Origin of the sequence: Ruegeria sp. R13_0 (assembly GCF_017743995.1) — a bacterium.
Lineage (GTDB): Bacteria > Pseudomonadota > Alphaproteobacteria > Rhodobacterales > Rhodobacteraceae > Ruegeria.
This window is the reverse complement of record NZ_JAGHRB010000007.1, coordinates 136,065-162,854: the sequence shown is the minus strand read 5'-3', so window position 1 is coordinate 162,854 and position 26,790 is coordinate 136,065. Positions and strand designations below refer to the sequence as shown.

The window sequence follows — 26,790 nt, the reverse complement described above, 5'->3', positions numbered from 1 at the left end:
TGATGCCCGGATTTGCTCTTTGTATGCGGCGGTATACTAAATCAATAGAGATTGCAAGTCGCGACACTGGGACAGGTTGCCCCAGGCGCGATGTGTTATTCCCGGAATGCCCGCGTGAAGTAGTCGGTCAGTGGCTTGGTCAGGTAGGACAGCGGAGTGCGCTCATCGGTTTTGATCATCGCCTCGACCGGCATGCCGGGCAGCAGAGTTTGCCCGTTCAAGCGATCCAGCTGACCGTCATCAGGAACCAGCTCGGCCCGGTAGAAGGTAAAGCCTGTGCCTTCATCGGTGAATGTATCTGCCGAGACATTGATGACATGGCCATCCAGTTCCGGGGTTTCACGTTGGTTGAAACTGGGAAAGCGCAGGGCGACCTCTTGCCCACGAAACAGCTGGTCCACGTGGATCGCATCGACCTTGGCTGCCACAAGAAGCGGCGTATCCTGAGGCACCACATACATCATCTGTTCAGCCGGTTGGATGACCGACTGCAGGGCGAAAACCTGACTGTCATAAACGGTTCCAGAAACGGGCGCGCGAATATCCAGACGCGAAAGGCGCTCGGTCAGCGATAGGCGCCGTTCAGCAAGCTCTGCGATGCGCGTCTGTGCGTCACGCAGCGTTGTAATCGCTTCTTCGCGGCGGGTCGCGTTCAGCTCCAGTATTTGGATCTCAGTCGAGGCGATTTGCCCTTTCAGTCGGGCGATGGTCGCCTCGAGCCGCCCGATGGCGCCTGTCAGGTTGGCCTCTTCACGTTGCAGGGCAGATACACGGCTGGCCTGCGTCAAGCCGCGCTGCAACAGGCTTTCCTGATCCTTGAGCTCTTCACTGATCAGCTCCACTTGTTTTTGGGCGGCGGTTAACTGCGCCTGTGTGCCGTCGATTTCGTTTTCGATCTGGGTTTTCTGACGAGTCAATTGTTCAGTCTGTTGCGTCAAAGTCTCGTTGCGGGCGTCAAACAAGCGCTGCTGACCTGCGATCAGATCGTCTGGGATGTTTTCGCGTTGCTGTACATCGCGCAGCTTTGCCGCCAACTCCTCGGAGGTGGCCCCATCGCGTTCCGCTTCCAACCGGGCCTGACGACTGAGCAGTTCGAACAATTGCGACTCGACTACCGTTTTCTCCGAGGCCAGAAACGTATCGTCGAGACGTAATAGTAAATCGCCGCTTTCCACCAGATCCCCGTCGCGCACAAAAATCTCGCCGACGACCCCGCCATCGGGATGCTCTACCACTTGACGGTTGCTTTGCACCTCGATCACACCCTGTGAGATGATCGCACCGGCCAGTTGGGTCCGAACGCTCCAGATGCCGATGCCCACAACAAGGATGAGCAGCGCAAAAAAGCCCACAGTTGCTGGGAAGGTTATGCGCCAACTGCGGCGCGCAGGAGGGTTGCTCATTTCTCACCCACTTTATTGAGGTGCCGTTTGATCGCACCGGCATTCTGGACCATCGAGCCCAGAACTTCGTCCCGGCTGCCTGCTTTGACGATCTGGCCTTTCTCAACCACGATCAGGTCATCACATTCGGAAATCGCCTGCGGGCGGTGCGTCATGATGATCGCGGCCTTGCCGCTTTTCTTGAGGCTGCGCACCGCGCGGTTCAGCGCTTCGGTGCCATCCGCATCCAAGGCCGAGTTCGGCTCATCCAAAATCAGCAGAACAGGATCACCATAGAGCGCTCGGGCAAGCGCGATCCGTTGTTTCTGACCGCCGGACAACTGGCTGTCATTGCCTTCCAGAAAGGTGTCATAGCCCTTCTCCAAAGACATAATCAGCTCATGTGCGTTGGCCTTCTTTGCGGCGGCGACAACAGCGGCGTCATCGGGTTGTTGCGACATCCGGGCGATGTTCTCTGTCACGGTTCCGTTGAACAGCGTGACCTGCTGCGGCAGGTAACCAATGTAGTGGCCCAGATCATCTGCTGCATATTGATCCAGTGTCGCGCCACCCAAGCGAATCTCGCCCGCTGCGGGGGTCAGCAGACCCAAAAGCGCCTTGGCCAGAGTTGTCTTGCCCGAGCCACTTTTGCCGATCACACCCAGCGCCTTGCCGGGTTCCAATAGCAGCGAGGCATTGCGCAGGGTCGGCTTTTGAACGCCCGGCGGAATGACCGTCAGACCTTTTGCGACGAGACGCGCCTCGGGCACGGGCAGCTTGGTTTTGGTTTGCTCAGGCGGAGTTTCATCGAGGAAGGTGCCAAGACGAGACCACGCGGTTCGCGCGTTTTCGATCAGCCCCCATTGGCCTACCGCCATTTCCACAGGTGCCAAAGCGCGGCCCAGCAAGATCGAACCGGCGATCATGGCCCCGGCTGTCATCTCGTTGCGCAACACCAGCCAAGCGCCAAGCGCCAGCATCGCTGATTGCAGGAACAAGCGCAGCGATTTGGTCAAAGACGTAAAACTACCGGTCCAGTCGCTGGCCGAGATGCTCTGTGACAAGGCGTTGCTGCGCTGTGACAACCAGCGCTGCGCGACGTCGCCCTGCATGCCTTGCGACCGAACAACCTCGGCAGCTTGTCGCGCTTGTTCCGCAAAAGCATTGGCCCGGCCAGAGGCAACCTGTGCTTCGGCCACCTTCTGTTTGGTGAGGACCTGGTTGAGCAATGCGATGACGATGAGCAAGCTACCACCAGCAACCGCCAGCCAGCCGAGCAGCGGGTGAAACAGGAAGATCGCCGCCAGAAAAACGGGCGTCCACGGAATATCCATAACGGCGAGGAATACGGGCGAGGCGCAAAGCGACCGCACGGCCTCCAGATCGCGCAAGGCCGTTGCCGGGGCGGAACGCACCTGTGGATACAGTGCCCTCCGGATGGTTCCGTCAAAAACCCTCTCGTCCAGTGAGGATTGGAATTTGGCCCCGAAACGCGCCACGATCCGGCCGCGCGCGTAATCCAGCATGGCCATCAGGCCGTAGAGCAGCCCGACTAGCAGAAACAGTGCCGTAAGCGTCTCGACCGAGCGCGAACTGAGAACCCGGTCATAGACCTGAAGCATGAACAGCGGCCCGGTCAGCATCAGCAGGTTGACGAAGATGCTGAATAGAAACGCGACACCCAGAAACGATACGCTCTGGTTGCGCACGCTCTGAAGCTCTCGCCTCGGGTTGGGCGGTTTGCGGTTTGTCTGTTTCAAATCAATGTCCCCGACACGATGTCCAGCCTGATGCGGCTACGTTTTTTTACCGCGAACCGAGTCTCGAAGAAAGAGAAACGGTATGCAACTCGATCGTCACAGAACCAGCGAAATCCGGCCAAACGGTAAACCCCCGGACGAAAGCTGCACCCCAATTAGGCATTGCAAGTTTCAGAATGATTTGGATTATCAAGGGCACGTTGATCGCGCTTCGTCGATCACCCGCCATCCGTGCGGGTCAAAAAAGAATTGGGGAGATTACAATGAAAGTGAAACACTTGCTGGTCGCAGCCAGTGCCATGGCCCTGTTGGCCGGTGCTGCCTCTGCGGAAACGCTGCGCTGGGCGCGCGCGGGCGACTCGCTGACGATGGACCCGCATGCGCAGAACGAGGGTCCGACCTCGGCCATGGCGCATCAGATCATGGAAACGCTGGTGATGCGCGACCATGCCGGGGCGCTTGTGCCGTCGCTGGCGACCGAATGGGCCCCGTCCGAGGAAAACCCGAACGTCTGGGTGTTCAAACTGCGTGAAGGCGTGACCTTCCATGACGGCGCCGAGTTCGACAGCGAAGACGTTGTCTTCTCGCTCAACCGCGCGATGACGCCAGATTCGGACTACAAAGAGCTGCTGGCCTCGGTCAAAGAAGTGCGCGCGCCGGACAAATACACGGTTGAGATTGAAACCGACGGTCCGAACCCGATCATGCCCAACAACCTGACCAACATGTTCATGATGGACAAGGCTTGGGCCGAGGCGAATAACGCCGTGAAGGTGCAGGACTATGAAGGGGGCGAGGACACATTCGCCGCCAAGAACGCCAACGGTACCGGCCCCTACAAGCTGGTCAGCCGTGAACCCGACGTGAAAACTGTTCTGACCGCGAACGAGAACTACTGGGGTAGGGATGAGTTCCCCCTGGAAGTGACCGAGATCATCTATACCCCGATCCAGAACGCCGCGACCCGGGTTGCTGCTTTGCTGTCGGGTGAGGTCGATTTCATTCAGGACGTTCCGGTGCAGGATTTGGCCCGCGTTGCGGATACCGATGGTCTGGACGTGCGGACCGCGCCTCAGAACCGGGTGATCTTCTTCGGCATGAACATGGGTGATGCTGATCTGGGCTCGGATAATGTGGACGGGAAGAACCCGCTGGCCGACGTACGCGTGCGTCAGGCGATGTCCAAGGCCATCAACCGGGATGCTATCAAACAGGTCGTTATGCGTGGCCAGTCGGCCCCTGCTGGCATGATCGCACCGCCTTTCGTGAACGGTTGGGATGAGGGCATGGACAGCTCCTCCACGACCGATATCGAAGGCGCCAAGGCCATGATGGCCGAGGCTGGATACCCGGATGGGTTCTCGATCACGCTGAACTGCCCGAACGACCGCTATGTCAACGACGAAGCGATCTGTCAGGCTGCCGTCGGCATGCTGGCGCAGATTGGTGTCACGGTGAATCTGGATGCCAAACCCAAGGCGCAGCATTTCCCGCTGCTCTCGAACCTCGAGACCGACTTCTACATGCTGGGCTGGGGCGTTCCAACCTACGACTCGGAGTATATCTTCAACTTCCTGGTTCACACCAAGGGTGAGAAATACGGCTCGTGGAATGCGACCCGCTACAACAACCCAGAGTTGGACGCCAAGATCCAGGGGTTGGCCTCTGAAACCGACCTTCCGAAGCGCGACGCCCAGATTGCCGAGATCTGGCAGGTTGTGCAGGATGATCAGCTGTATATCCCGATCCACCACCAAGTGCTGAACTGGGGTATGAAGTCGAATGTTGGCACTATCGTTGAGCCGGAAGATTCGCCGAAGATCAAATACTTCACCATGAACTAAGGTTCAGGACCCAAGACAGGGCAGGGCGCGGACCAGCGCCCTGTCATTTGGTGTTTCACGACAGTTCACCTAAAACAGAGAGGTATCGCCATGACCTTCAAGGCAACGGCCATCGGTTTGGCCTTTTTGGCCGCAAGCGCTGCTCAGGCGGCCGAGTTCAAATGGGCCTCGACCACCGATCCACAGACCATGGACCCGCATGCCGTCAATTCGGCTGCTGTTCTGGGCTTCCTCAACAATGTCTACGAAGGGCTGGTCCGCCGCGGCAAGGACATGAGCGTCGAGCCCGCTTTGGCCACTAGTTGGGAACCGATTGGAGACGGCGAAGGCTGGCGGTTCACCCTGCGCGAGGGCGTAACGTTCCACGATGGCAGCACATTCGACGCGCAGGACGTTCTGTTCAGCTATCTACGCGCTTCGGATGAGGTCTCGGATACCCGCAGCTGGTTTGCACCGATCAGCGAGGTCAAGGTGGTGGATGACTATACCGTCGATTTCATGACAACAGCACCCAACCCGCTTTTCCCGTCGTCCATCGCAAACTGGATGATCATGGATCAGGGCTGGGCTGAGACCAATGAGGCCGCTCTACCCGACAAGGAAACCGGAAACTACGCGACGCTGAATGCCAACGGAACCGGCGCGTTTCAGATCACCGCGCGCGAGCCCGGTCTGCGCACCGTGTTGGAACCTTTTGACGGTTGGTGGGGTGAAGCCGAGCACAACATTACCCGCGCCGAATTCAACCCGATTCAGAACTCTGCCACTGCGGTCGCGGCCTTGCTGTCCGGCGACGTCGATATGATTGAGCCCGTTCCGATTCAGGACGTGGCGCGCCTTCAGGGCAATGATGAGGTCGAGGTCATTCAGGGGATCGAGGCCCGCGTGATCATGCTGGGCTTTGATCATCAGGCTGAGGCCCTGAAATATACCGACGATGCTGGCAAACCGAACCCATTTCGGGATGCGCGCGTACGTCAGGCTGTGGCGCATGCGGTGAATGTCGACGCGATCCTTGCCACGATCATGCGTGGTAGTGCTGAGGCGGCCTCACAGCTCGTAAGCCCTGCGATGAGCGGTTACTCGGCGGCCAACGCAGAGCGACCCGCCTACGATGTCGAGGCTGCAAAGGCCTTGCTGGCCGAGGCCGGATACGCGGATGGGTTTTCGTTCGGCCTCAAATGCCCCAATGATCGCTATCTGAATGACGAGGCCGTCTGTCAGGCGATTGTCGGCATGCTCGCGCAGATCGGATTAACTGCCGAACTGGACGCGATGCCGGTGCGCAACTACTGGCCCGAGCTGCGCGAAGACAATTATGACATGTACCTGCTGGGCTGGAGCCCGGGCACGTTCGACGCCGAACATCCGGTGCGCTTTCTGGTCGCGACACCCAACGAAGAGAAAAAGCTGGGCAGCTGGAATTTCGGCGGCTTCTCGAACGCGCGTGTCGATGAACTGCTGCCGCAGATTCAATCCGAACTGGATGAAGGCGCCCGTCAGGCCATGCTGGACGAGGTCACCAGCATCATTCAGGATGAGCAGGTCTATGTTCCGATGTATGTGCAACCTCTGGTCTGGGGAACGCGCAGCAATATCGAGCTGACCCAACGCCCGGACAACTTCTTCATCCTGCGGTGGGTGACCGTAAACTGAAAACGCTGTTCAAGGGGCCGGGTCGTTCTGGCCCCTGTTTCGTTAGCGGTATCTTGACCATTTGGTCAGACGCGGCTTAGACAGGCCGATCAACCGGGGATTCTGAATGTTCGCATATATTGTTCGAAGGATGTTCCAATCCGTGATCGTTTTGCTGGTCGTGGGTCTGGTCGCGTTCTCGATGTTTCGTTTTGTCGGCGATCCGATCGACAACATGCTGGGTCAGGAACGCACACAGGCCGATATCGACCGGTTGAGGACGGAATTGGGCCTCGATCAGCCGTTTATCGTGCAATACGCCAAGTTCCTGCAGGGTGCCGTTCAGGGCAACTTCGGCGTCTCCTATCGTCAGGGCCGCCCGGTCTCGACCATCATCGCCGAACGCGCGCCCGCGACGCTTGAGCTGGCCTTCGTGTCAGGCTTTCTCGCCATCACGATGGGCATTGCGCTGGGCGTCTTCACCGCGATCCGACGACAAGGGGTTGCGGCGAATATCATCATGACGGTCAGTCTGATCGGGGTCTCTCTGCCCACCTTCCTGATCGGGATATTGCTGATTTACATCTTCTCGGTCGAACTTGACCTCTTACCCAGTTTCGGCAGGGGTGAGACGGTCATGATCGGAGGCTGGTCAACCGGGTTTCTAACGACCTCGGGCCTGAAGGCACTGATCCTGCCGGCGATTACGCTGGGCCTGTATCAGATGACCCTGATCATGCGTCTGGTGCGGTCCGAGATGCTCGAGGTCCTGCGCGCCGACTACGTCCGTTTCGCCCGAGCCCGAGGGCTGTCGGACAGGGTGATCAACTTCCGCCACGCGCTGAAAAACACGCTGGTGCCGGTGATCACGATCACTGGTCTGCAGTTGGGGTCAATTATCGCCTTTGCCATCATCACTGAGACCGTGTTCCAATGGCCCGGTGTCGGGCTGCTGTTCATCAACGCGATCCAGTTCGTCGATATTCCCGTCATGGCCGCCTATCTGATGCTGATTTCGGTCATGTTCGTGACGATCAACCTGATCGTCGATCTTCTCTACTATGCCATTGACCCGCGCCTGCGTGTCGACGCGAGGGCTACATGACCGAAACGATCGAAACCCCGCAACCCGCCTCCAAGTCGCGCTTTGCCAAAGCGTGGGACAGCGATTTCGCATGGTCTTTTCGGCATTCGCCCGTGGCTGTCATCGCCTCGGCTGTTGTCCTGATCCTTGTGTTTTGTGCTATTTTCGCGCCCTTGATCGCGCCTTACAATCCGTTCGATCCGGCGACTTTGAACCTGATGAACGGCTTCACACCGCCGGGCACACCGAATGCGTTTACGCAGGAAACCTTCCTGCTGGGCACGGATGACCAGGGTCGGGACGTATTCTCGACCATCCTCTACGGGCTGCGCATTTCCTTGTTCGTCGGGGCTGCCGCCGTATTGCTGGCTCTGATCATCGGAGTCGTTCTGGGTTTGGTCGCGGCCTATTTTGGTGGCTGGGTCGAAACGCTGATCATGCGGATCGCCGACGTCCAGCTGACCTTTCCAGCCATTCTGGTAGCTATGCTGATCTTTGGCATCGCCAAGGGCGTGACCCCGCCTGAATATCGCGATGAAATGGCGATCTATGTGCTCATCATCGCCATCGCCTTGTCCGATTGGGTGCAGTTTGCGCGCGTCGTCCGCGGGGCAGCGCTGGTCGAAAAGAACAAGGAATATGTGCAGGCTGCGCGACTGATCGGTCGCGGCTCGATCCCGATCATGTTCCGTCATATCCTGCCCAATGTCCTCAGCCCGGTTCTGGTGATCGCCACCATCTCGCTGGCGCTGGCCATCATCGCCGAGGCGACGCTGAGCTTCCTTGGCGTCGGCGCGCCTCCGACCCAACCTTCGCTGGGAACGCTGATCCGCATTGGACAGGGGTTCCTGTTCTCGGGAGAGTGGTGGATTCTGTTCTTCCCCGCCTGCACCCTTCTGGCCCTCGCCCTGTCCGTGAACCTGCTGGGCGACTGGCTGCGCGATGCGCTGAACCCAAAACTGCGGTGACCTAATGAGCCTTCTGACCATCCAAGACCTCACCGTCGAATTCCCGACCCGCCGCAGGCTGTTCACTGCGGTGGATCGCGCAGACCTGTCCGTCGAGCCGGGTGAAATCCACGGTTTGGTGGGCGAATCCGGTGCAGGCAAATCCACCATCGGTGCGGCTGTCATGGGGCTGCTGGAACGTCCCGGGCGGATCGCCAGCGGCCAGATCAAGCTGGGCGGAGAACAGATCAGTGGCCTCGATGCCGAAGCGATGCGCGGTCTGCGCGGCAAGAAGATCTCGATGATCTTTCAGGACCCGCTGACCTCGCTGAACCCTTTGTTCACGGTGCGAGAGCAGCTGACCGAAACCATCCTGGCCCATCTGGGTTGCACCGACGCCGAGGCCAATCAACGCGCCCGGGACCTGATTGACCGGGTGGGTATCCCGGACCCCGATACACGCTTGGATCAGTACCCGCACCAATTCTCGGGCGGGATGCGCCAACGGGTGGTGATCGCCTTGGCGCTGTGTACCGAACCAGATGTGATCATCGCTGATGAGCCGACAACGGCGCTGGATGTCTCGGTTCAGGCGCAGATTCTGGACCTGATCAAGGAATTGGCGCGGGAACGGCAGGTCGGCGTCATTCTGATCACCCATGACATGGGCGTCATCGCCGATACGACCGACCGCGTGACCGTTATGTATGCTGGCAAGGTTGTCGAAACCGGAACAACCGCGCAGGTGATGGGGCAGCCCCAACACGAATACACGCGGTCGCTGATCGCGGCGGTGCCACGGCCGACGCTTAAGCTGCACCGTTTCCCTCAGATCAGCTATGGCGGGCGTGAGACGCGCTTCGCGATCGAGGATATGGCGCGCCATTGGCCGAAAGTGGACAACGACACGTCCAAGCCGGTGTTCGAAATCCGCAACCTGACCAAACGCTTCCTGCAACGGCGCGGACTTTTACCTTGGGATCGGACCTATTTTACCGCCGTCGATTACGTGAGCTTTGATATCCGTGCGGGCGAGGTGTTCGGCGTTGTGGGTGAATCCGGCTCGGGCAAGTCCACCGTGGCGCGGATGATTGCTGGCTTGTACCCGGTCGATGGCGGCTCGATCATGTTTGATGGGCAGTTGGTCAGTGATTTGGGCGACAAAGCCGTTCAGGATGCTTATCGCAAGAACATACAGATGATCTTTCAGGATCCCTATTCCTCGCTGAACCCCAGAATGCGCGTGGACGAGATCGTGGCAGAACCGATCCGCCATCACCGCCTCATGAGCGGTTCAGACGTCAAGCGCCGGGTGGATGAGCTGTTGGATCAGGTCGGGCTGGGCTCGGAAGCGGGCCTGAAATACCCGCATGAGTTCTCGGGCGGGCAGCGTCAGCGGATCTCCATCGCGCGCGCCTTGGCGACGCAGCCTCGGTTCCTGATCTGCGATGAGCCGACCAGTGCGCTGGACGTCTCGATCCAGGCGCAGATCCTGAACATTCTGAAGGACCTGCAAGAGCATTTGGGCCTGACGATGCTGTTCATCAGCCACGATCTTCCGGTCGTGAGGCAGATGTGCGACCGCGTTGCGGTGATGAAGGCAGGGCAGATGGTCGAGATCCAAGAGACCGATGCCCTGTTCGCCAACCCGCAGACGGACTACGCCAAGAAACTATTGCACCTGATGCCGCGACTTGATGATCTGTCGACCGAAGGACTGGACGTTTAGGTCTTGGTTCTGGGGTCCACATAAGTCCAGCGATAGGCGGGCGGGGTCGGTCCCTTATTGCGGCCACCTTGCTCCATCTGCTCCCATGCGTGAGTCAGGATGCCGACCGAACGGGAAAGACAGAACAACCCTCGTGCCAAAGGTGGGGCAAAGCCTAACTCGGCATAGATCACTGCCGTCGCGCCATCGATATTCATCGGGACGGGTATACCTTTGCGATGGGCCAGCTCAGCCTCAATCGCCTGCCCGATCCCCATGAAATCACCGCTGCATGCCCCTTGTTCGACGGCTTCGGCGACCAGTGCCATCAGGCGCGGGGCGCGCGGATCGGTCGGAGTGTGAAAGCGATGGCCAAAGCCCGGCAGAATCTTTCCGTGAGTGGTGATCCAATCATCCAACGCTTGCCCCAATTCGCCCGAATGCCCTGCAACAAAGTGATAAAGCAGCACCGCCTGCTCTCCGGCCCCGCCATGCACATCGCCCAGCATGTTGACCGCGCTTGCCATCGCGTTGTTCAGGGGCAGACCGCAGGTGACTGCCATGCGGGCGGCTGCGATTGAAGGCGCTTGCGGACCGTGATCGACCGCCGCAACCAAAGCTGCTTCGAACAAACGAGCTTGTGCTTCGGTCGGTTTCTCGCCGCGCAGCATGAACCAGATCATTTCGGCGAAACCCAGATTGCCGATCAAAGCCTGGATCGGCTCTCCACGCAGGTGTATCCGGCCAGGCTCCATGTCGATGATCGAGGTTTGCCACCAATCGGATACATCGCTCATATGATGCCCTCCTTTTTCAAGGCGTCGATCTCATCCTGCGACAGCCCGAGTTCAGACCAGATTTCGGAGTTATCAGCGCCCAATTCCGGCGGCGGGGTCCCAGGATGTTTGCGCGCGCCGTCCATGACAATAGGGCTGCCAGCGAGCTGTAGGTCTTCACCGTGAATGTCCAGGGTACCGATCAAACCGCGCCCAAATAATTGCGGGTCGTCGAGCGCATCGGCGACGGTTAGAACCTGCCCGGTGGGCACACCAATATCATTCAACTCTCGCACCCAATCCTTTGCTGGTCGCGTGGTCAGCGTGTGCTCCAATTCCGCGCGCAAGGCGTGACGGTTGGTCTTGCGATCTTCTCGTGTTGTGTAGGCTGGATCGTCCAGCAGGTCGTTCCGACCCAGTTGCCGAGCCAGTGCTTGCCATTGTTCTTCCCGATTTGCAGCGATGTTGATCGGACTGTCTGCAGTGGCAAAGGTGCCCGAGGGGGCCGAGGTTGTGTTTTCGTTCCCATGCGCGGCAGGCGTAACGCCACCGATCAGGTAGTTCGAGACGACCCAACCCATCGTAGAAATCACCGCCTCGGTCATCGCAACATCCAGAAACGCGCCACGTGGGGTCTCGTTCAGGGCGGATGAGATGGCGAATGCTGCGGTCAGGCCGCCAACTGTATCAGCCAGAGGGTAGCCAACACGATAAGGGGCCGTGTCCGGCGCGCCGGTGATGGACATGACGCCGCTGATGCCCTGTACGATCTGGTCATAGGCTGGATCATCGCGGCGGGGTCCGTCCTGCCCAAAGCCGCTGATCGCGCAGTAGATCAGTCGCGGGTTTTCGGCTTTCAGAATTTCAAAGCCCAGACCCAATCGATCCATAACACCGGGCCTGAAATTCTCGACCAGAACATCGGCGGTTCGAACAAGCTTTTTCAGCAGAACTTTGCCGTGCTCATGTTTCACATCCAGCGTAACGGATTTCTTCGCGGCATTTTGCGCCAGAAAGCTTATTCCCATTCCAGCTTTGTTGCGCTCAGGATCAGCACCCAACACCCGGGCAAGATCGCCGGAGCCGGGGCGTTCGACCTTGATCACCTCGGCGCCCATCAATGCGAGCTGGTAGCAGCAATAGGGGCCGGCAAGCACGTTCGTCAGATCCAGAACGCGGATGCCGGACAGAGGGTCAATCCCCATCCGCAATCCCCGCGGCCCGTGCCCGCGCACGGCGAGCGCGGTAGCTTGGCAGCAGAACCAGAAGGACGGCGATCACCAGCAGGCCTAGGGTCATCGGGCGTTCCCAGATGAAAGCGATACCGTCATAGAGCTGCATCGAGCGGGCAAAGTTGTCCTCCATCATTCCTCCAAGGATGAACCCGATCAGAAGCGGTGCGAGGGGGTAATCGGCGAATTTCAGCGCGGTGGCGCAGATGCCGAAGCCGACGAGGATCAGCAGTTCGGTCGCGTTGTTCTGGCCGATATAGGCACCCATCAGGGTGAAGAACAGGATGAACGGGATCAGGAAATTGCGCGGTACGGCCAGCACTTTGGCGATGTAGGGGATCAGCGGCAGGTTCAGGATCAGCAGCACCAGGTTGCCGATGAACATCGACATGATGACGGCCCAGAAGATCTGAGGCTCATCCACCATCAGGCGCGGGCCGGGTGTCACGTTCAGCGCGATCAGAGCGCCCAGCAGGATGGCCGTCGTGCCCGACCCCGGGATGCCCAGCGTTAGCAGTGGTACGAATGACCCGGTACAGGCCGCGTTGTTGGCAGATTCCGGTGCGGCCAGACCTTTGATCGAGCCTTTGCCAAACTCTTCCTGTTCCTGCTTCGGTGCAATATTGCGTTCGACCGCGTAGCCAAGGAAGCTGGCAATTGTCGCCCCAGCCCCAGGCAAGACGCCGATGAAAAAGCCCTGAACCGACTGACGGCCAATGACGGGTGCAATTGCTTTCGCTTCGTCCTTGGTTATGCGCAGGTCTTTGATTTCTCCGTCGTCGCCTTTCAGGTCTTTGGGCTTCAGTACCAGAAACAGCGCCTCGGGCAGTGCGAACATAGCCATGGCAAGCGTAATGAAGCCAAAGCCGGACTGCAGGTCCATGATCCCCATGGTGAAGCGGGGCAGGTTGAACAATGCGCCTTCGCCAACGGTTGCCATGATCAGGCCGAGGATCGTCATGATCATTGCTTTGGCGACCTGACCCGACCCTGCAAAGGCCGCGATGGCGGACAAGCCTACGACCATAAGGGCAAAGTACTCGGCCGAATGGAACAGCAACGCGACTGAGGACAGTGCTGGCGCGAAGACCATCAACAGAATGGCGCCGAGCGTGCCACCCGCGAAGCTGGCAATGGCCGCGATGGTCAGTGCTTTACCGGCCTTGCCTTGCCGCGCCATTGGGTAGCCATCGAAACTAGAGGCCACGGTACCCGCAACCCCCGGTGCGTTCAGCAGAATGGAAGAGGTCGATCCGCCGAAAATCGCGCCATAGTAGACGCCTGCCAGCAGGATCAGGGCCGCGGACGGATCGCCCATTGAAATTGCGACCGGGATCATGATGGCGATGATCGACATCGGGCCGAGGCCCGGAAGCATCCCGATGAAGGTGCCGATCAGACAGCCAGCAATGACCATCAGCAGGTTTTGAATTGAGAATGCCGTTTGCAGGCCGATCAGAAGTCCTTCAAGCATGTCAGCCTCCGAAAATGCCCGGCAGGGGGCGCATGTAGATGCCCAGGACTTCCTGAACCAGATACCAGACCGCGCCGGTGGCGATGAAGGCGACCGGTAGCATGATGTGCCACTTGCGCTCGCCCAGAATGAACGAGCCGAGGATCAGGAAGGCAGAAGTTGAGATCAGAAAGCCGACGGGCCGCAGGCACAGGGCGTAGATCACCATCAGGGCCAACAGCATTAAAGCTTGATTAAGGTGGTAGTCACCCAGACGGCGGTAGTCGATATCGGCCGCTTTCGGCTCGGATTTCTCAAACCCCAGCAGGATGATCGTGCAGGCGATGATGCCCAGAACAGACAGCACTTTCGGGAAGGTGCTTGGCCAAATGGGGTTGCGCTGCATGAAGGGGGGCAGGCTGCCATCCATCGTAAACCAAGCGGCGTAGCCATAGGCCAGACAGACCCCAAGCAAAACAAGCGCGATCCAGCGATCCAGCGCCATGACATCCCCTCCCTCGTGTTTTTTGTTGATTGTGGCAGAGCGGGCGGGCCGCTCTGCCGTGAGTGGTGCTTAGAGGAAGCCCAGCTTCTTCATCAGATCGCTGATCTGCTGTTCTTGCTGCTCGAGGAAGGTCGAGAAATCGTCGCCCGAGTTGTGGATGTTCACCCAACCATTGCGCGCACGTACTTCTTCCCACTCGGGGGTGTCATACATCTTGGCGATGGCGTCTTGGTAGGCGGCCAGCTTGTCTTCGGGCAGGCCGGGCGCTGCGAAGAAACCGCGCCAGTTGACGAAGGTGGTGTCGATGCCCTGTTCCTTCATTGTCTGTGCGTCGGGCGCTGCGTCCACACGCTCATCCGCAGTCACACCGATGATTTTCACCTCGCCCGCATTGGCCAGATCAACCGCTTCCGAGAAGCCGGTGGACAGCGCTGCGATCTCACCCGACAGCAAGGCTGCCATGGCTTTGCCGCCTGCATCATAAGGAATGTACTTAACGCCAAGCGCGTCCTTGCCTGCTGCTTCCATCACCATGGCCGCAACCAGATGGTCCATGCCGCCCGGAACCGAGCCGCCGCCGATTGCTGTTGCACCCGGGTCCGCGTCATAGGCGGCCAGCAGGTCCGCCATCGAATTGATCGGGCTGTCCTTGCCCACAACAATGGCCGCGTAGTCGCCGATTGTGCCCGAGACCAGCGTCAGGTCGCGGAAGTTATGTGGGAACACACCCGTCAGTGAGCGGATCACGATGGGGGTCGAGTTCACCATCAGAGTGCCGTGGTTGCTTTCGGCGTTTTCGATCAGGTAGCCAATGGCTTTACCACCGCCGCCGCCCGACATGTTCTCGTAAGATGCGGTACCCACAAGCCCCGCTTTGGTCAGCGCCTCGCCTGTGCCACGCGCAGTGCCGTCCCAGCCGCCGCCTGCGCCGCCGGGGATCAGGAAGTGGATGCTGTCCACGACCTCATCGGCGAAAGACGGCCCGGCAAGACCAACAGCGGCCACAGCCGCGATCAGGGCGCGACGGCCCAGTTTGAAAGTTGTCATGATGTCCTCCCATTTGACAACTGGCCGCTTGGCGGCTCAGATTGTGGTCAAGAAAACACATCAACCTGACATCAACCTGTCACGCGCGAAAATACTACGAACGCCTCATGAAATTCCTGCTGGTCGAAGACAATATGGACCTCGCGAACGCTATCGGTTCGCGGATGCGACTGGACGGCCATGTCGTTGATCATGCTGCAACTTTGGACGATGCAACCGCGTTCGTCGAGGCAGAGGAATACGACCTGATCCTGTTGGACATTATGCTGCCCGATGGGGATGGGCGCGATTTCCTCAAACGCCACCGTGCAAGTCATCTGGATACACCTGTCATCGTTTTGACCGCCCGCAGTCAGGTGTCGGATCGAATCGGGTCGCTGGATCTGGGGGCCGACGACTATGTCACCAAGCCCTTCGACCACGCCGAGCTTGAGGCCCGCTGCCGCGCCGTTTTGCGTCGCAAATCCGGGATCGCCAAATCGACGATCGAGATCGGCGGTATCGTCTTCGACCCGGTTGCCGGTCACCTGATTGTCGGCGGTGAGACCCTGTCGCTGCGCAACCGGGAACTGCGCCTGTTGGAGTTCTTCATCAATGCGCCCGGTCAGGTGTTCTCGAAACAAAAGCTGGCGGACAGGCTGTTTTCCTATGACGACGATGTCTCGGACAATGCGATCGAGGTCTATGTCGCCCGCCTGCGCAAGCATCTGGAGCGATCGGAGTTGAAGATCACCACGTTGCGTGGCCTAGGCTACAGGCTGGATCATGTCAGCTAGCCCCGCGGTTTCAGGATCTCTGCGCAACCGTCTGGTGCTGACCCTGATTGGCGGCGCGGCCATTCTGGCGTTGCTTTTGTTCTTTACAGTACGCAGCTATGCCGCGCGCGTCGCGCAGCAAGGGCAGGACAATATCCTTGGTGCCTCCGTCACCTCGATCCTCGATGCCGTCGCTCTGCGGGACGGAGAGCTTGAGGTCGACATTCCCTACGCCGCCTTCTCGATGCTAAGTACGCCGTCGGATGATCGGGTGTTTTACGCCATCTTTCAGGACGGAGAACTGCTATCCGGCTACGATGATCTTTCAGCCACGAATGGAAGGCCCAACGGCGAATGGGTTTTTCAATCGGGCGAGGTGCGCGGAGAGACCATTCGCCAGGTCAGCGCCAGCCGCACTTTGGTAGGGCTAGGAACCCGGACCGAAGTCGAAGTGGCCCTTGGTCAAACGCAAGACGCACTAGCCGAAACTCTCAGGCAGATTTCACGAAATGCGGCGTATCTGGGGATCGGTTTTTTTACCTTGGTCGCCGGGTTATCTTTCTGGGCGACCTCGGCCACCATCGGGCAGTTGAACAAGCTGACGACATCGGTGACGCGCAGGGGGCCTCAGGACCTCAGCCCGTTCAGAAAACCGGTGCCACGGGAAATGGCCCCGCTTGTGTCGTCGTTGAACTCTTTGATGGGGCGTTTGGATCAGTCGCTCAGCCAGTCCGAGGATTTTATAGCCGAGGCGGCGCACCGGGTTCGGACGCCATTGGCAACGGTTCGGTCTTATGCGGACGCGACGTTGCAACGCGTTGAAAAGGAAGAGAATCGAGAGGCTTTGCGCTCGATGGTACGGGCGATTGACGAAAGCTCTCGGGCGGCGGGGCAATTGCTGGATCACGCAATGATCACTTTTCGCGCCGATCATCTGGAGCGGGAAGAGATTGATCTTGTCGCCCTCGTCCGCGATCTGGTTCAGCGCCTCACACCCATTGCCGAGATGAAGGACCTTTCCCTGACATTGGTCGGAGACCCCGTTGTGATCTATTCGGGCGATCCGATCCTGATCCAGAATGCGGTACGCAACATGGTCGACAACGCGCTAAAATATGCCCCCGCCGAAAGTGTGGTCGAGATCGAGGTCTCGCAAGGGACGCAAGCGCAGATCAGCGTGCGCGATCAGGGGCCGGGCTTTCCACCAAGCGAAATTGACACGCTCACCCGGCGGTTCGAGCGCGGCAAGAATGCGGCCGGGACCATTGGCTCGGGGCTTGGTCTTACCATCGTTCAGGATGTCGCGAAGGCCCATGGCGGCGATCTGATTCTGACCAACCGAAAAGGCAAAGGCGCATGCGTTACCTTGTCGCTTTGATCGTCACACTTCTGGCCTCAGCCTGCATGGCCGAGGAGTGGGAGGACCAGCGGGTGTTCAACGCTGCCGCTGATGGTCCGCGTTTGCGCATCATCTCCAGCACCGACACCGCGCTTTTCGCACCGTTGATCGAGGGGTTCCTGACGCAAAACCCGGACGTCTCCGTAGAGTATCTGGTGACCGGAACCGCCGATCTGAATGCGCGTGTGCGGTCAGCGCCTGAGGCGTTTGATGTTGTCATTTCCAGCGCGATGGATCTGCAGTTGAAACTTGCGAATGATGGGTTCGCAATGCCGCTGGAGAATATGCCCGGTTCGGACTGGGCGCAGTGGCACGACAGCCTGTTTGCCTTTACCCAGGAACCGGCGGCCATCGTCATCAACCGTGCGGCCTTCGCTGGGTATCCCGTTCCGCAAACCCGGCAGGAACTGATCGAGGCCCTGCGCGCGCGCCCCGAAGCCTTTCGTGGGAAGGTCGGCACCTATGATATCCGCCAATCTGGCTTGGGTTATTTGTTCGCCACGCAAGATGCCCGCGCCTCCGAGACCTTTTGGCGCCTGATGGAGGTCATGGGCGGGCTGGACCTGCGTCTGTATTGCTGCTCGGGCGACATGATTGACGATCTGACAAGCGGCTCGATCGCGGTCGCTTATAACGTGCTTGGCAGCTACGCGACGGCACGGGTTGAAGGCAAAGAAGCGCTCGAGGTCATTCTGCCCAGCGATTTTCAGACCACTATGATGCGAACGGCAATGGTGGTGAAAAACACGCAATATCCTGCCGTCGCCGAGGCGTTTGTCCGCCACCTGATCGTTGCAGGGCCTGAGCTGGCACCTTTACCCTTGCTCACGTCACAGCAGGAGCAAGAGACCGCAGTTATCACGCTGGAGCCCGCTTTGTTGACCTATCTCGACACGCTCAAACGCAGGAAATTCCTGACGGCCTGGGAAGATGCCGTCATTCAGAAATAGCGCGATCCTCAAGGGCCTTTAGCTCAAGCTGCAGGCCCTTTTCATAGTCTGTTGATCCGTTCTCAGACCGCCACAGGCAATAGGCCGCCATTCGCCACGCGTACCATGGTTGCAACGCGTCGTAGCGGGTAACTGTCTCGGGGTCACCATACTCAGTCAGGAATCGTGCGCGTTCGTCCGGGGCCAGCGGTGCGCCATGATACAGATGCTGCATGGCAGGCGATAGGAACAGGGCCAGATCCTCGCAAGGATCGCCAATCGCCGGGCATTGCCAGTCGATCAGGGTCAGGTTGGAGCCGTCCACCAGAATGTTCCCGGCCACAGGGTCGCCGTGGATCAGACACGTTCTTTTTGTTGGCGGCACGGGGTCCTCGGGCCGCATTGCGGTGACGCGATCTCGCAAGCTGGAGGAACACAACGCCAAGAGCTCGGCCCCGTGGCGGGCCAAATCAGCGCTGCCGTTCCGTCCCGAAGGAAGCGGTAAATCGACCGTCGAGCCATGTAATTTGCGCAGCAAAGAAGCGACCTGAGCCGTGCCACTTTCCCAAGGGCGACCCGGTGCGTGATCGTACAGAACCCAGGCGTCGCCCTGATGTTGTCCCGTTGCCTGCAATCGGGGCACGAACCCGTCCTGCTCAAACGCGCGCAGACACAGCGCTTCGAGGTGGGCATCATTGCGGAACATGGGGTTGCGCAGTTTGTTTCGGTAAAGCTTCAATACCGTGTCGCCACTCTCCCCCAGAACCTTCCACACCATATTGGTTCGACCCCCAAACAGAGGTTCGAACTGCACGGACCCCGTGATCAGCTTGCGCGTGCGCAGCTGGTCAAGCAGATCTGGTGGAGGCACGTTGATATGGGGCAGGGGACATACCGCTCAGCAAGGGAATCGTGATCTGCCAAGGTTTGGACTGTCGGCCCAGCCAGATCAAGCGCCTGTTCGGATCGCCGTCACTTCATCCGAGCGCACAGCGGCCCCGCTTTGCAGGGATAGATGCACCGTTCCATCAGCGATTTGCGCCTCAACCACGCGGTTATAGCTGGCGGCCAGACGTTGCGATAACAGCTCGTCATCCTTGTAGCTCTCCAACGTGGCGGAATACGTGCCTTGTCCCAGCGGATTGCCCGAAGCGTCGGTTCCGGCCCAGAGGAATTCAGTGTCTGTGTGATTGACGGGAATGCGGTCGATCACGGTACCGGTTGAATTGCGGATCACCATGATGGCTTCATCACTTGTTGCATCGGCCTGAGCAAACAGAGTGACCGGCTGGCCTTCGAATCGAAAGGCTGAAGCGGATCGAACATCGACGCCCACCCAATTGGACAGTTCACTCAGCTTTTGCCCCCCCAAGGCCGTACTCAGGGAAGAAAGCAGGTCATTGGTCTGAACCTGCTGTTCAACCATCGAGAACTGAGCCAGCTGAGACGCGTATTCCGAGGAATCCATAGGTTCCAAAGGGTCCTGGTTTCGCGCTTGTGCGGTGAGCATCAGCAAAAAGGTCTCAAAATCCGAGGTCAGCTTGGACGCTTGTGATGCGGCCGAGGTCGGGGTCTGTGCTGCCGTCTGGGCGGAACTTATGGGAGTGATCATTGGTCAAAGCCTCATATCAATGCCACGGCCCGAGAGATTTCGGGGAATGACCGGAGCGCTTGGCGTATCCGATTCAGCCGAATGGGAAAGGCCATAGTCGCTTGCCTTCGGGTTTGCGGTATCATCCTGCGCATCGTCCGATGTGCTTAGATCAAACGAAATGTCGCCATATCCAAGGCTTTGGAATTCGGCCTCCAACACAGCAAGATGCCGGCGCATCAGGTCCAGTGTTTCGGGGCGCTCGGCGGCTATGGTCAGAACCATCCCATCCTCGCGACCATTGAGCGTGATGGAAACCCGCCCCAGTTCCTCGGGGCTGAGCGCGATCTCGATCGCGCCGGAACCAGTCCGAACCTGAATCGCTGCTGCCATCTGCCCGGCGATGGCGCGGGTGATCTCAGCTCTGGCAGCCTGCGTTGCGGGCTGTGCAGCCGACGCCGTGTCGCGGACGTTTTGAAACAGTGGTTCTTCGCGCGTGGCAATCACCCCATCAGTTTCACGAATCGCCGTGGCGGTTTCGGCATCTGCGTTCCGCACGGACGCCATCACCTGCATCTGCGCAAGAGTCGGCGTGGGTCTGGGAGGCTGAGGCGTAGTTGGAGCCGCGTTTGTCTGGAGCGCAGCCGCTGTTTCAGCGGATAGCACCGAAGCGGAAGGTTGCGCACGCTCAACTGGAACAGGCGGTCCAGCAATCGGCTTCGCAGGCAAGGCCTGACTGTCCGAGGCCTTGGTTGGCTCCGGTTGGATTGTGGTGGGCTGTGGTTGAACAGCTGAATTGTGCGTGTTTTCGACCTCGGGGCGCGGCGGTGGCGCAATCGAAACCTGTTGCATTGCACCCGAGTCGGTTTTCGGCGCCTCTGCACCCTCAATTTTTGAGGAACCAGGCGCAGTTTCAGACCCTTGCGGTACCTGCGTCGCGCTCGGCACGGGCAGTGCGGCGAGGTCCTCAAACACCTGTTCCTCAGGAGCGTCGGGCTTGACTGGCAGGGGGTGCCCGAGAACTTCTTCGAGAGCAGAGTCCTCGGGCACGATGTCCTGTTCAACGACGGCTTCATCCTCGGTTTCAGGCTGCGGCGTCTCTTCCTCCAGAATGTCCTGAAAGCGCGTGGACGTCTCCGGAGTGGATTCGCGTGTCCCCGGTTTTGCGGCCGCGGTTTGCGTTGGTGTCATCAGCGTAAGAGGGTTGGGCATTTTGCTCCGGCTCCGTCGTGGTTGACCGTCAAACTGCCCAAAGGAGGTTACGTTTATTTTAACTGCTTTCGTCTTTGATCAAGAAAGTTCGATGCAATTTTCGGAGAAGCCGATGAATATCCCTCCCCTCCAGTCGATGCCGCCACCCTCGACCCAAGACCGCCTGCAAGCGGCTGCGGTCGAGCTTGAGGCGGCGTTTCTGGCCGAAATGCTGAAATCCACAGGCTTGGGTAAAGCACGCGATTCGTTCGGAGGCGGGGCCGGAGAGGACCAGTTCTCGTCCTTTCTTGTGCAGCAACAGGCCCGGCAAATGGCACAATCCGGCGGTGTCGGCTTGTCTGAACTTCTGTTCCAATCCTTGATGGAGAATTCCGATGACACATGAACCCAATCTTCTGATCAAATCACTGGAAGAGGTTCTTGATCTTGAGCGTGCCGCGCTTGTGGACGGTGATCTTGAGCGTCTCAATCATATGGTCCCTGAAAAAGAGAAACTGATCGGTGCGATCAACGATCTTCAGGTGCTGAGCAGCGATGATCTGCTTCGCGTCCATCAAAAGGTGGAGCGCAATCAGGCGCTGCTGAACAGCGCGGCCGAGGGGATTCGCGCGGTTGCCACCCGCATGGCCGAGTTGCGTCGCGTCCGGCAGGAATTCAGCACCTATGGGGCCGACGGGCAGCGCAATGGATTCACCGTGCGAGGTCAGGCAAAGCTGGAAAAACGCGCATAGGACCAGAGTTGATTCAAATCTGAAATTTCGAGTTGGGCCGCTTTAGCACTCCGTTAGGGGATCAAGGTCAAAGGTGGTTCTGCACCTGAAACAGCGGGTGGCGCGAAGGGCCGGACGGCGCATCGCACAGGTCAGAAAGACACCAAAGCCCGCTGATCTAGCGGGGTGATCTTGGGCGCTGAAGCCCTAACGCAAAAGGATGGAACTATGTCCAGTATTCTGACAAATAACGGCGCGATGGTTGCGCTGCAGACCCTGAAATCGGTCAACAAAAACCTCGAGATGACCCAGAACGCGATCTCCACCGGCAAGGATGTCGCAACAGCAAAAGACAACTCGGCCGTCTGGGCGATTTCCAAAGTGATGGAATCGGACGTCAAAGGCTTCAGCGCGATCAAAGACAGCCTTTCGCTGGGTGAGTCGACGGTCGCCGTTGCGCGGAACGCGTCTGAAACTGTCACCGACCTTCTGACCCAGATGAAGGAAAAGATCGTTGGGGCGCAGGAAGACAACGTGGATCGTGCCAAGATCAACGCTGACGTAAGCGCGCTTAAGGATCAGATCGAATCTGTTGTTGGTGCGGCTCAGTTCAACGGTCTGAACCTGGTGAACGGGTCCTCGGGTCCGGCGTCGATCCTAGCGTCTCTGGATCGTGATGCGGCGGGTGACGTGACCGCGTCTTCGATCAGCGTCGCTGCTCAGGATCTTTCGGTTGGTGGCTACACCGCCAAGGGCGTTCTGGCAGGTTCGGACAACGTGACCACTGACAACGACACTGCTGGTTTCACCATGGATAAGACCGGTGGCAGTGGTGATATCGTGATCGACAGCTCGACCGACAACTTCGAAGCGGGCGACAAGATTTCGATTGCGGTGGGTGATCAGGTTGCGACCTATACCGTTCAAGACTCTGATCTCGATCCCTCGGGCACCTATGATGCAGCCTACACGGATGCGATCGTCGCCGTGGGTCTGAAGAACAAGATCGACTCTTTGGGGATCACGGGTGTCGCGATCGACTATGACTCCGGCAGCCCGGGAACCCTGAGTTTTGTGACCGGTACTGCAACGGCTGGTGCTGATGCCGATCGTGACGTGACCATCGCGGCCCAATTCACAAATGCCGGCGCGGGGGGGCTTGGTGCTCTGGATTCGATCGACGTTTCGACCGACGCTGGAGCATTGGCTGCTTTGGGTACCATTGAGGGTCTGATCGACACAGCGATCGACGCCTCGGCCTCCTTCGGCTCGGCGCAGGGTCGGATCGAAACACAGAAAGAGTTCATTTCGAACCTGTCGGACTCGTTCAAATCGGGCATCGGCTCGCTGGTTGACGCCAATATGGAAGAAACCTCGGCCCGTTTGCAGGCTCTACAGGTGCAGCAACAGCTGGCTACCCAGTCGCTGTCGATTGCCAACCAAGCGCCGCAGTCGATCCTGTCTCTGTTCCGTTAAATCCGGAACCTGGCCGGGGCGTGAACATCACGCCCCGGTCCTGACTGCCTGAAGACGGCCTATTGGAAGGATTTCAAGTGACACTGCAAAGCTACGCTCAACGCGCTTATGCGCAATCTGCCGCTCCGACCCGCACGCCGCGGGATACTGAGTATGAGGCGATCTCGAAAATCACGCACCGGCTAAAGGCAGCAGCAGCCCGGAAAGCGACGGATTTTTCCGGATTTGTTCAGGCATTGCATGAAAATCGGCGGTTGTGGACCGTGCTGGCAACCGGCGTGGCGGACTCGGATAACTCGCTGCCGAAGGATTTGCGCGCGCGGATTTTCTACCTGGCCGAATTCACCGAGCAGCACAGCGCCCAGGTTTTGGGGAATACTGCGACGGTAGAACCTTTGCTGGAGATCAACATGGCCGTTCTGCGCGGCCTACGGCACATGAGGGCCGCCGGATGAGTGGCCTGGTCCTGAAACTTGCCCCGAAAGAGCGGGTGTTGATCAATGGTGTAGTGATCGAGAATGGAGACCGCCGCAGCCGGTTTTCGATCATGACACCGCAAGCCAACGTTTTGCGTCTGCGAGATGCGATCCACCCGGACGAAGTCACAACGCCTGTGCGCCGCGTTTGCTATGCCGCGCAGCTGGTGCTGTCCGGTGATATGGAGCCCGATCAGGCGCGACAGCAATTGCTGCGCCGGGTTGAGGAGTTGAGCCAGGTGTTCACGGATTCAGACAGTCGTCGTGTTCTGAGCGAGGCGACCGAAGCACTGGTGGCCGAGCAATATTACAAATGTCTCAAGTCCCTCCGCTCCTTGCTGCCGCGGGAAGAGCGGCTGATGGCCTACCAGCAATGACATTCCAGCCTGTCATACCCTCTGGCGGCATTGTGGGCTGGCGTTTTTTGCAGCGGACCTATGACGCGCAGCTGGAGAGCTTTACGAACTCCAGCGTCAACCAGAGGGACAGGCAGTATTTTCTGGAAAACATAAGCAAGGTTCAATCCGCAGAAGATCTGGTGTCGGATCGCCGGTTGCTACAGGTGGCCTTGGGCGCCTTCGGGTTGGAAGAGGACATCAACAATCGGTTCTTTATCCAAAAGATATTGGAGGATGGAACCAGAGCCGATGATGCCCTGTCCAACCGATTGTCCGACAAGCGGTATCGCGAGTTTTCTCAAGCCTTCGGTTTTGGCCCCGGAGAGGTGCGCAAGACCGGACTGATCACGAATATGGAGCAGATCGCCGAAGACAACCTGGTGTCCCGTTTCGAAGTTTCCGTGGGTGAGACGAATGACACAATGCGGATTTCCCTCTACGCGCAACATGCACTTGGCGAATTGGCTGCCGGTGACAGCAGCGCGGATACGAAATGGTTCGATTTGATGGGCTTGCCACCCTTGCGCAGCATGATGGAGACCGCGCTTGGTCTGCCATCCTCGTTTTCGCAGCTCGATCTGGATAGGCAGCTTGAGGTGTTCAAGGACCGTTTGTCAGGCCTGACCGGATCGGATGATCTGGCCCAATTCACAGAGCCCGAGGCCATTCAGAAACTGACCGATACGTATCTGGCTCGCAGTCAGATCGCGCAGCTGCAAAGCACAATATCACCGGCGCAGACCGCTTTGATCTTGTTGGGTGCAGGCTAGAGTTGGTGCTTTTTGTACCAATCGTCAGGGTGGTGGAATGGGACCCAATCTAGCCTGCGCATCATATGGTCGAACCAAATCAAACGCAGCGAGCTTGATAATTCGCCGAGGTTAAGCTGGACCACCGACCTCAACATCTGCCGCCGTTCGCAGGGCAAAACACCTGACTGGCTGGGACACGTTGCGTAGTTTGATATCGCCGAGCGGGATTGCATTGCAGCATGCTGGCTCAATGTCTTGCGACACGACAATGCGGTAACCGGTCGATTTGCTATGCTCACCCAGACGCGCTGCGACGTTGGCGGCTTGTCCGATAACGGTGAAATCCAGCCGTTCGCGCGAGCCGACATTGCCATAGGTCACCCGGCCAAAGGACACGCCGATCGAGCAGTCGCAGTGGATATCGGGATCCGTTGAACGCAGCTCGGCAAGTTTTTCGACGATTTCTGTTGCCGCCTGTTGGGCATTCGCGCGGGCTTGCGCGGGTTCCTCACCCGCTGGGAAAACGGCCAGAACGGCGTCGCCGATGAATTTCAGAACCTCGCCTCCGTTTTCATCCACGATACCTGAGACCGTCTCAAAGAACTCGTTCAGCAAATTGATATAGGCATCCCGGTCAAGGCTCTCCTCCAGGCTGGTCGAGTTGCGCAAGTCGCAGAACATGATGGCCGCATCAATCTCATCTCCGTCGCCGCGCCGGATCTCTCCGCCCAGCACGCGCGCGCCTGAGCGTTTGCCGACATAGGTTTCCAGCAGAACTTGCGCATTTTCGCGCTGCATAAACACCTCGTAAAAACGGGCGATCACGGCGGAGCATTCGAACACCAGACCAAGGTTCTCTGTCGTGAACCCATCGGGATGATCGCAGCTGAGCGTTAGTACGTTTGTTCGACCGTCCGAGAAGGGCAGCGGCATGGCGACATAGTCCGTAGCTCCTTTGGCGCGAAGATCCTCGATAATGGGAAAGCTGTTATGCGGGTTCTCGTCGTTCACCCTTTGTCGCACGCCGCCCAAACCATTGGAGACATGGCGCAACGGGCTGTTGATGAACGCAGGGTGGTCGTAGATTTCATAGGTGGGCGCGCGGGTCAGGATCTCATCCTCGCCCTTTTCCCAGATGAAGTGTTTCCCCGCGATCAGGGGATGCAGGGACCATGCAAGAATGCTGAGGCGCTGGATCGCGATACCGTGTTCCAGCATCTTTTCGGCCAGCGCCTTGGTGAATGCTTCGGGCGTATCCGACAGCGACGCCCCACGCATCAGCCAGTCGATCAGCGGACCGCTGATATTGGTGTCTTCGGTGTCGCGCAGTTGGTTCTTGCCCAGGTCGATATCCGTATAGGCACTGGGCATGAACCCAATATGCCCTTGAATTGCAGCGCTCTCTGGCAGGGCGTCGTCATAGGCCCATACCGAATTGGCCAGGCGATCTCCGGGCAGATTGATATCGTGGTAGGTCGCGGTTCCTTTGAAAGGGCAAAAGGTTTGCAGGCCGGTTTCACCGCTCAGGTCGACGCACACATCCGAACGAGGGACGTAGATCGTCGGCGGTAGCCGGGTTTCATACATCACCTTGGCGTTCCGGCTTTCGGCCAACAGCAGGCCATCGCGAAAAATCGCGATCCTGTCGGACAGGTGTTCGACCGAGATGTCATAACCGTTGGATTTTGGTGTGGTGTGGACGTTCATCGCCATCCCTCC

25 protein-coding genes are annotated in these 26,790 nt (G+C 58.7%); 14 read left to right on the top strand and 11 right to left on the bottom strand.

The genetic code is table 11. The features are described 5' to 3' along the window. Positions 1-95: 95 nt before the first annotated feature. Both J7394_RS11240 and J7394_RS11235 read right to left on the bottom strand, forming a co-directional pair. Positions 96-1,403, bottom strand: a complete 1,308-nt coding sequence (locus J7394_RS11240) for an HlyD family type I secretion periplasmic adaptor subunit (protein ID WP_209253057.1) — start codon at positions 1,401-1,403, stop codon at positions 96-98. Further along, entirely contained in the window at positions 1,400-3,142 is a 1,743-nt protein-coding gene (locus tag J7394_RS11235) for a type I secretion system permease/ATPase (RefSeq protein WP_209253055.1), read from the bottom strand. Before J7394_RS11235 ends, J7394_RS11240 begins: the two co-directional genes overlap by 4 nt. 263 nt (positions 3,143-3,405) lie before the next feature. On the opposite strand from J7394_RS11235, the gene J7394_RS11230 reads away from it, so the two are divergent. From J7394_RS11230 to J7394_RS11210, 5 genes are all read left to right on the top strand, one after another. Continuing rightward, positions 3,406-4,986: an ABC transporter substrate-binding protein gene (locus tag J7394_RS11230; protein WP_209253053.1), complete on the top strand. Its 1,581-nt coding sequence runs from the start codon at positions 3,406-3,408 to the stop codon at positions 4,984-4,986. A 90-nt stretch (positions 4,987-5,076) separates the two neighbouring features. Beyond that, positions 5,077-6,642 carry an ABC transporter substrate-binding protein gene (locus tag J7394_RS11225; protein ID WP_209253051.1) on the top strand — a complete coding sequence of 522 codons (1,566 nt, stop codon included), beginning with the start codon at positions 5,077-5,079 and terminating at the stop codon, positions 6,640-6,642. 106 nt (positions 6,643-6,748) lie between these two features. Beyond that, positions 6,749-7,726: an ABC transporter permease gene (locus J7394_RS11220; RefSeq protein ID WP_170483132.1), complete on the top strand. Its 978-nt coding sequence runs from the start codon at positions 6,749-6,751 to the stop codon at positions 7,724-7,726. Further along, the gene (locus tag J7394_RS11215; RefSeq protein WP_209253049.1) at positions 7,723-8,673 is read left to right on the top strand and encodes an ABC transporter permease; all 951 of its coding nucleotides are present in this window, start codon (positions 7,723-7,725) and stop codon (positions 8,671-8,673) included. The genes J7394_RS11220 and J7394_RS11215 overlap by 4 nt, the downstream gene beginning before the upstream one ends. A gap of 4 nt (positions 8,674-8,677) precedes the next feature. Next, on the top strand, positions 8,678-10,381 hold the full coding sequence (locus J7394_RS11210) for an ABC transporter ATP-binding protein (protein WP_209253047.1): 1,704 nt from the start codon (positions 8,678-8,680) through the stop codon (positions 10,379-10,381). Here the strand turns inward: J7394_RS11210 and J7394_RS11205 are convergent. The 5 genes from J7394_RS11205 to J7394_RS11185 all read right to left on the bottom strand — a co-directional run bounded on the left by J7394_RS11205 (position 10,378) and on the right by J7394_RS11185 (position 15,373). Further along, positions 10,378-11,157 (bottom strand): citryl-CoA lyase, encoded by a 780-nt coding sequence (locus J7394_RS11205; RefSeq protein ID WP_209253045.1) that lies wholly within the window; start codon positions 11,155-11,157, stop codon positions 10,378-10,380. The two genes, J7394_RS11210 and J7394_RS11205, sit on opposite strands and share 4 nt — an antisense overlap. Next, entirely contained in the window at positions 11,154-12,341 is a 1,188-nt protein-coding gene (locus tag J7394_RS11200) for a CaiB/BaiF CoA-transferase family protein (RefSeq protein ID WP_209253043.1), read from the bottom strand. The genes J7394_RS11205 and J7394_RS11200 overlap by 4 nt, the downstream gene beginning before the upstream one ends. Then, the gene (locus tag J7394_RS11195; RefSeq protein ID WP_170375649.1) at positions 12,331-13,842 is read right to left on the bottom strand and encodes a tripartite tricarboxylate transporter permease; all 1,512 of its coding nucleotides are present in this window, start codon (positions 13,840-13,842) and stop codon (positions 12,331-12,333) included. Before J7394_RS11195 ends, J7394_RS11200 begins: the two co-directional genes overlap by 11 nt. 1 nt (position 13,843) lies before the next feature. Next, positions 13,844-14,326: a tripartite tricarboxylate transporter TctB family protein gene (locus J7394_RS11190; RefSeq protein ID WP_209253042.1), complete on the bottom strand. Its 483-nt coding sequence runs from the start codon at positions 14,324-14,326 to the stop codon at positions 13,844-13,846. A 69-nt stretch (positions 14,327-14,395) separates the two neighbouring features. Next, the gene (locus tag J7394_RS11185; protein WP_209253041.1) at positions 14,396-15,373 is read right to left on the bottom strand and encodes a tripartite tricarboxylate transporter substrate binding protein; all 978 of its coding nucleotides are present in this window, start codon (positions 15,371-15,373) and stop codon (positions 14,396-14,398) included. A 107-nt stretch (positions 15,374-15,480) separates the two neighbouring features. Between J7394_RS11185 and J7394_RS11180 the strand changes: the two genes are divergently transcribed. Genes J7394_RS11180 through J7394_RS11170 form a run of 3 tightly spaced genes read left to right on the top strand, consistent with a single transcriptional unit; the run spans position 15,481 to position 18,477 of the window. Beyond that, positions 15,481-16,149: a response regulator transcription factor gene (locus tag J7394_RS11180; protein WP_170460004.1), complete on the top strand. Its 669-nt coding sequence runs from the start codon at positions 15,481-15,483 to the stop codon at positions 16,147-16,149. After that, a complete protein-coding gene (locus J7394_RS11175; RefSeq protein WP_209253040.1) occupies positions 16,139-17,506 on the top strand; it encodes a sensor histidine kinase in 1,368 nt (455 codons plus the stop codon). Before J7394_RS11180 ends, J7394_RS11175 begins: the two co-directional genes overlap by 11 nt. Next, positions 17,485-18,477 (top strand): ABC transporter substrate-binding protein, encoded by a 993-nt coding sequence (locus tag J7394_RS11170; protein ID WP_209253039.1) that lies wholly within the window; start codon positions 17,485-17,487, stop codon positions 18,475-18,477. Before J7394_RS11175 ends, J7394_RS11170 begins: the two co-directional genes overlap by 22 nt. On the opposite strand, the gene J7394_RS11165 is transcribed toward J7394_RS11170, so the two are convergent. The 3 genes from J7394_RS11165 to J7394_RS11155 form a co-directional block, all read right to left on the bottom strand. After that, the gene (locus J7394_RS11165; RefSeq protein ID WP_371812001.1) at positions 18,464-19,327 is read right to left on the bottom strand and encodes a phosphotransferase family protein; all 864 of its coding nucleotides are present in this window, start codon (positions 19,325-19,327) and stop codon (positions 18,464-18,466) included. The two genes, J7394_RS11170 and J7394_RS11165, sit on opposite strands and share 14 nt — an antisense overlap. Before the next feature lie 78 nt (positions 19,328-19,405). After that, a complete protein-coding gene (locus tag J7394_RS11160) occupies positions 19,406-20,068 on the bottom strand; it encodes a flagellar hook capping FlgD N-terminal domain-containing protein (RefSeq protein ID WP_209253038.1) in 663 nt (220 codons plus the stop codon). A 3-nt stretch (positions 20,069-20,071) separates the two neighbouring features. Then, entirely contained in the window at positions 20,072-21,259 is a 1,188-nt protein-coding gene (locus J7394_RS11155; RefSeq protein ID WP_209253036.1) for a flagellar hook-length control protein FliK, read from the bottom strand. 112 nt (positions 21,260-21,371) lie between these two features. On the opposite strand from J7394_RS11155, the gene J7394_RS11150 reads away from it, so the two are divergent. From J7394_RS11150 to J7394_RS11125, 6 genes are all read left to right on the top strand, one after another. Then, positions 21,372-21,644: a rod-binding protein gene (locus J7394_RS11150; protein WP_209253035.1), complete on the top strand. Its 273-nt coding sequence runs from the start codon at positions 21,372-21,374 to the stop codon at positions 21,642-21,644. Continuing rightward, on the top strand, positions 21,634-21,990 hold the full coding sequence (locus J7394_RS11145) for a flagellar biosynthesis protein FlgN (protein WP_170483155.1): 357 nt from the start codon (positions 21,634-21,636) through the stop codon (positions 21,988-21,990). Before J7394_RS11150 ends, J7394_RS11145 begins: the two co-directional genes overlap by 11 nt. 207 nt (positions 21,991-22,197) lie before the next feature. Next, positions 22,198-23,445, top strand: coding sequence for a flagellin (locus J7394_RS11140; protein ID WP_209253034.1), 1,248 nt, complete (start codon positions 22,198-22,200; stop codon positions 23,443-23,445). A 77-nt stretch (positions 23,446-23,522) separates the two neighbouring features. After that, the gene (flaF, locus tag J7394_RS11135; RefSeq protein ID WP_170460019.1) at positions 23,523-23,900 is read left to right on the top strand and encodes a flagellar biosynthesis regulator FlaF; all 378 of its coding nucleotides are present in this window, start codon (positions 23,523-23,525) and stop codon (positions 23,898-23,900) included. Further along, complete coding sequence (flbT, locus tag J7394_RS11130; protein WP_170375637.1) at positions 23,897-24,298, top strand: flagellar biosynthesis repressor FlbT; 402 nt, start codon at positions 23,897-23,899, stop codon at positions 24,296-24,298. Before flaF ends, flbT begins: the two co-directional genes overlap by 4 nt. Further along, entirely contained in the window at positions 24,295-25,089 is a 795-nt protein-coding gene (locus J7394_RS11125) for a DUF1217 domain-containing protein (protein ID WP_209253033.1), read from the top strand. The genes flbT and J7394_RS11125 overlap by 4 nt, the downstream gene beginning before the upstream one ends. 111 nt (positions 25,090-25,200) lie before the next feature. Here J7394_RS11125 and J7394_RS11120 read toward each other — a convergent pair whose 3' ends face one another. Continuing rightward, the gene (locus J7394_RS11120; RefSeq protein WP_209253032.1) at positions 25,201-26,778 is read right to left on the bottom strand and encodes a DUF427 domain-containing protein; all 1,578 of its coding nucleotides are present in this window, start codon (positions 26,776-26,778) and stop codon (positions 25,201-25,203) included. Positions 26,779-26,790: the final 12 nt, after the last annotated feature.